We start from the raw sequence: 3,769 nt of genomic DNA on the forward strand, positions 1-3,769 counted from the left end.
TCCGCCAGCGCCGGCCTCACGCCTCGATCGCCTGGATCATCTCGTCGCGATACAGCCCGCGCGGCGGAAACGCGACGATCGGCACCGGATCGAGGTCGACCGACGGATGCTTCGCGCTGTCGATCCACTGCAGCTTCTCGGGCCAGCGTGCGACCGCCTCGCGGCTGCCGCGCCGCTGCTTGATCAGCGCAAGATCCAGATCGCCGCGATCGTAGGCGCCAACGATGTCGCGGCTCAGCCCGCACGTCACGTCGAGCTTCACCTGCGGATGCTGGCGTTTGAACGCGGCGAGCGCATGCGTCGTGCGACCCGCCGCGAAATCGTCGGGCACGCCGAGCCGCACCGTCAGCGCGACCGCCGCGCCGGACAGCGCCTCGAGCATCTCGTCGTTGAGCGCGAGCATCCGCCGCGCATAGCCGAGCAGCGTCACGCCCGCGTCGGTCGGCCGCACGTCGCGCGTGCCGCGATCCAGCAGCCGGTGTCCCGCGATGTCCTCCAGCCGGCGCACTTTCTGGCTGACAGTCGACTGCGTCGAATGAAGTCGCACCGATGCCGTCGTGAAACTGCCGCAGTCGGCGACCATCACGAGCGCGCGCAGCAGATCGAGATCGAACAGAGGTCTATTCATTTCCGCACTTTCATGGATCCGGGCATGTCGTTTTCACATGTGCCGGTCGATTTTTAGCATGGGCCGACCGTGACGGGCAATGGACGTTTTTGCCGGCATGACGGAGGGGCGGCGCGTGTCGGGCCGCAACGGTTCGAGGTTCCTGCCGGCTGCGCTTTCCGTGGTTGCATTGCGGTATAGACAGCAAGCGAGTTGCATGAGGATGCCGCAATAAAACGCCGGCCGTAACGCGCATGTCGACATTGCGTTGCCGCGCCTTCCAGCGAACGCGTGGCACTGTGGTGCGCACGCGTCAGGCAGGGTAAACCATCGAAATTCCGCGGATTTATCCCGAATTCGCCGTGAAAGCCCGTCTGCATCGGCTAGCGGTGCACATCGTTCGTGCCGCCTCGAGCGATGGAGATCACAACCGCTTGCGCTCAAAAAATGAGCGGTCTAGACTGCGACGCAGTTCGAGCGAAATCCCGAACTTTCGTGCTTCACGCGCGCAAGTCAGCGCAGCCTCTCCAACCGGACGCCAGGGCAGCCGCCCGCCGCGTCGAGACCACCGAGGAATGGCCATGAATCGCATCGCAAAGTTACTTGTCACCGTGCTGGCGCTCGCGCCGCTCCCGTCGTTCGCCGGGGAAGCGGCGACAATCCGCTGGGGCATCGATCCGACGTATCCGCCGTTCGAGTCGAAGCGGCCGGACGGTTCGCTGGCCGGTTTCGACATCGATCTGCGCAACGCGATCTGCGAACAGTTGCGTGTGAAATGCACGTGGGTCGAACAGGGCTTCGACGGCATGATCCCGGCGCTGCGCGCGAAGAAGTTCGACGTGATCATGTCGGCGATGACCGCGACCGACGAACGGCTCAAGCAGATCGATTTCTCGAACAAGCTGTACGCATCGCCCGCCGCGCTGGTCGCGCCGCTCGGCTCGAAGCTGCTGCCGTCCGCGGCGTCGCTCGCGGGCAAACGCATCGGCATCGATCAGGGCACGACGCAGGAGGCTTTCGCGAAGGCCGAGTGGGCACCGAAGGGCGTCACGATCGTGCCCTACCAGAATCAGGATCAGGTGTATCAGGATCTCGTCAACGGACGGCTCGACGCCGCTTTCCAGGACAAGACGCAGGCCGGCTATTCGTTTCTCAAGACCGAGCGCGGCAAGCGCTTCGCGTTCGCAGGCCCCGACGTGACCGACGTGCGCATCACCGGGCACGGCGTCGCGATGGGGCTGCGCAAGGACGACGCCGCACTGAAACAGCGCCTGAACCAAGCGATCGCCGACATCCGTGCGAACGGCACGTATCAGAAGATCGCCGCGAAGTATTTCGACTTCGACATCTACGGCGCGAAGCAGTGAGTCCCACATGCATGCAACCGACAGGCACACCATGACCATCGACATCCATGAACGCGTCGCGCAAGCCGTCACGCCCGAATTGATCGAGGCGTTTCGCGCGGACGGCGCAGTCTGCATCAAGGGCATCTTTTCGCCGGGCGAGATCGACACGCTCAAGGCCGGCATCGACGCGAACCTCGCGCATCCGAGCGAACGCGCGAAAGTCGCGAGCCGCCCGGACGATCCCGGCTGGTTTTTCGAGGACTTCTGCAACTGGCAACAGAACGGCGCCTATCGCGACTTCATCGCGAAGTCGCCCGCGCCGTCCGTCGCGGCGGCGTTGATGGGCGGCGGTGCGGTGCGGCTGCATCACGACCATCTGCTCGTCAAGGAGCCGGGCACGCGGCAGCGCACACCCTGGCATCAGGATCAGCCGTACTACAACATCGAGGGCGGCGACAACGTCAGCATGTGGATTCCGGTCGATCCGGTGCCGCTTGCCTCGACGCTGGAGTTCGTCGCCGGCTCGCATCGCGGGCCATGGCTGATGCCGCGCACGTTCATGGACAAGGAGGCGAAATGGTTTCCGGAAGGGAGTCTCGCGGATCTTCCGGACATCGAAGCGGACCGCGACGCGTTTCCGATTCGCCGCTGGGCGCTTGAGCCGGGCGACATGGTGTGCTTCCGGATGCTGACGCTGCATGCGTCGGGCGGCACGCAGCATCGCCGCCGGGCCTTTTCGATCCGTTTTATCGGCGACGATGTCCGTCATGCGCCGCGGCGCTGGAAGACGTCGCCGGATTTTCCGGGGCTGGCCGACGAATTGCCCGGCGGCGCGCCGATGACGCATCCGCTGTTTCCGGTCGTCTGGTCGAAGGCGCGCGGACAGATAGCGGAGATCTGAGCTGACGCGTGGAGCCGCATCACCGGGCGAATCAGGTCTGACGATGCGCGGCGCCGGGCTTGAAACGCGATCCGAGCCGGTAGCGGTTGCCCGGATGCAGGAAGTGCACGAACGTGACGGGCAGGCCGTTCGTCCAGGTGCGGCGTGTGAGCGTCAGGCACGGCTCGGCGGCGGACATGTCGAGCAGTTTCGCCTGCTCGCCTGTCGGCAGCGACGCGTCGACGACGTGCTCGATTTCCAGCTCGACGTGCGACACATTGTTGTACAGGTATTCGGACGGCGGTTCGATCCGGAAATCCTGATCGATGAAGCCGGGCGCGGCGGCCGGGTTCACGTAGCGGTCTTCGAGCTGGATCGGCCGGCCGTTTTCCTCATGCACGCAGACGACGTGAAAGACCGGCGTGTTGACCGGCAGCCCGAATGCCGCGGCGACGTCGAACGGCGCCGGCTCGCGCGCCTGACTGACGATGCGGCAGCGATAGGCATGCCCGCGCGCGCGAATCTCGTCGCGGATATGCGCGATCATCAGCAGATTCGATTGCGGCTTGTCCTCGGCGACGAAGGTGCCGACGCCGCCGATGCGTTTCAGCGCGCCTTCGTCGGTCAGTTCGCGCAGCGCACGGTTCACCGTCATGCGCGCCACGCCGAACTGCCCGGCCAGATCGAGTTCGGACGGAATGCGATCCCCGGGTTTCCAGTCGCCCGACCGAATCTTCTGGCGGACGAGTGTCTTGATCTGCTGGAAAGGCGCGGCGGTCTTCCGGACCATCTGGTTTCCTTCGGAAGGAGAGACGGGGAATTCTATCTCGGATCAACCGGCCTTCAATTCGCGCAGATCCGCCGTCGGCGCGGTGCCGAACGCATCGCTCAGCGCATAGTCGAGCAGTTGCCGCGCGGCGTCGTCGGGCATCG

3 protein-coding genes and 2 pseudogenes are annotated in these 3,769 nt (G+C 65.1%); 2 read left to right on the plus strand and 3 right to left on the minus strand.

Going from position 1 to position 3,769, the window contains the following annotated elements:
• Window positions 1-19: 19 nt before the first annotated feature.
• A pseudogene (locus KH616_RS22750) lies at window positions 20-628 on the minus strand (LysR family transcriptional regulator); the annotation flags it as partial.
• Window positions 629-1,188: 560 nt separating this feature from the next.
• Here KH616_RS22750 and KH616_RS22755 point away from each other — a divergent pair.
• Window positions 1,189-1,974: an ABC transporter substrate-binding protein gene (locus tag KH616_RS22755; protein WP_292252159.1), complete on the plus strand. Its 786-nt coding sequence runs from the start codon at window positions 1,189-1,191 to the stop codon at window positions 1,972-1,974.
• Between the two features lie 31 nt (window positions 1,975-2,005).
• Window positions 2,006-2,857 (plus strand): phytanoyl-CoA dioxygenase family protein, encoded by an 852-nt coding sequence (locus KH616_RS22760; protein WP_292252160.1) that lies wholly within the window; start codon window positions 2,006-2,008, stop codon window positions 2,855-2,857.
• A 31-nt stretch (window positions 2,858-2,888) separates the two neighbouring features.
• On the opposite strand, the gene hutC is transcribed toward KH616_RS22760, so the two are convergent.
• Both hutC and KH616_RS22770 read right to left on the minus strand, forming a co-directional pair.
• Window positions 2,889-3,626: a histidine utilization repressor gene (gene hutC, locus KH616_RS22765; RefSeq protein ID WP_292252161.1), complete on the minus strand. Its 738-nt coding sequence runs from the start codon at window positions 3,624-3,626 to the stop codon at window positions 2,889-2,891.
• 42 nt (window positions 3,627-3,668) lie between these two features.
• Window positions 3,669-3,769: pseudogene (locus KH616_RS22770) on the minus strand (short-chain dehydrogenase); the annotation flags it as partial.

The organism is Burkholderia sp. (genome assembly GCF_018375725.1).
Lineage (GTDB): Bacteria > Pseudomonadota > Gammaproteobacteria > Burkholderiales > Burkholderiaceae > Burkholderia.

Coding starts and splice junctions, on each gene's coding strand:
- KH616_RS22755 (WP_292252159.1), top strand. CDS start 1,189: ATGAATCGCATCGCAAAGTTACTTGTCACCGTGCTGGCGCTCGCGCCG.
- KH616_RS22760 (WP_292252160.1), top strand. CDS start 2,006: ATGACCATCGACATCCATGAACGCGTCGCGCAAGCCGTCACGCCCGAA.
- hutC (WP_292252161.1), bottom strand. CDS start 3,626: ATGGTCCGGAAGACCGCCGCGCCTTTCCAGCAGATCAAGACACTCGTC.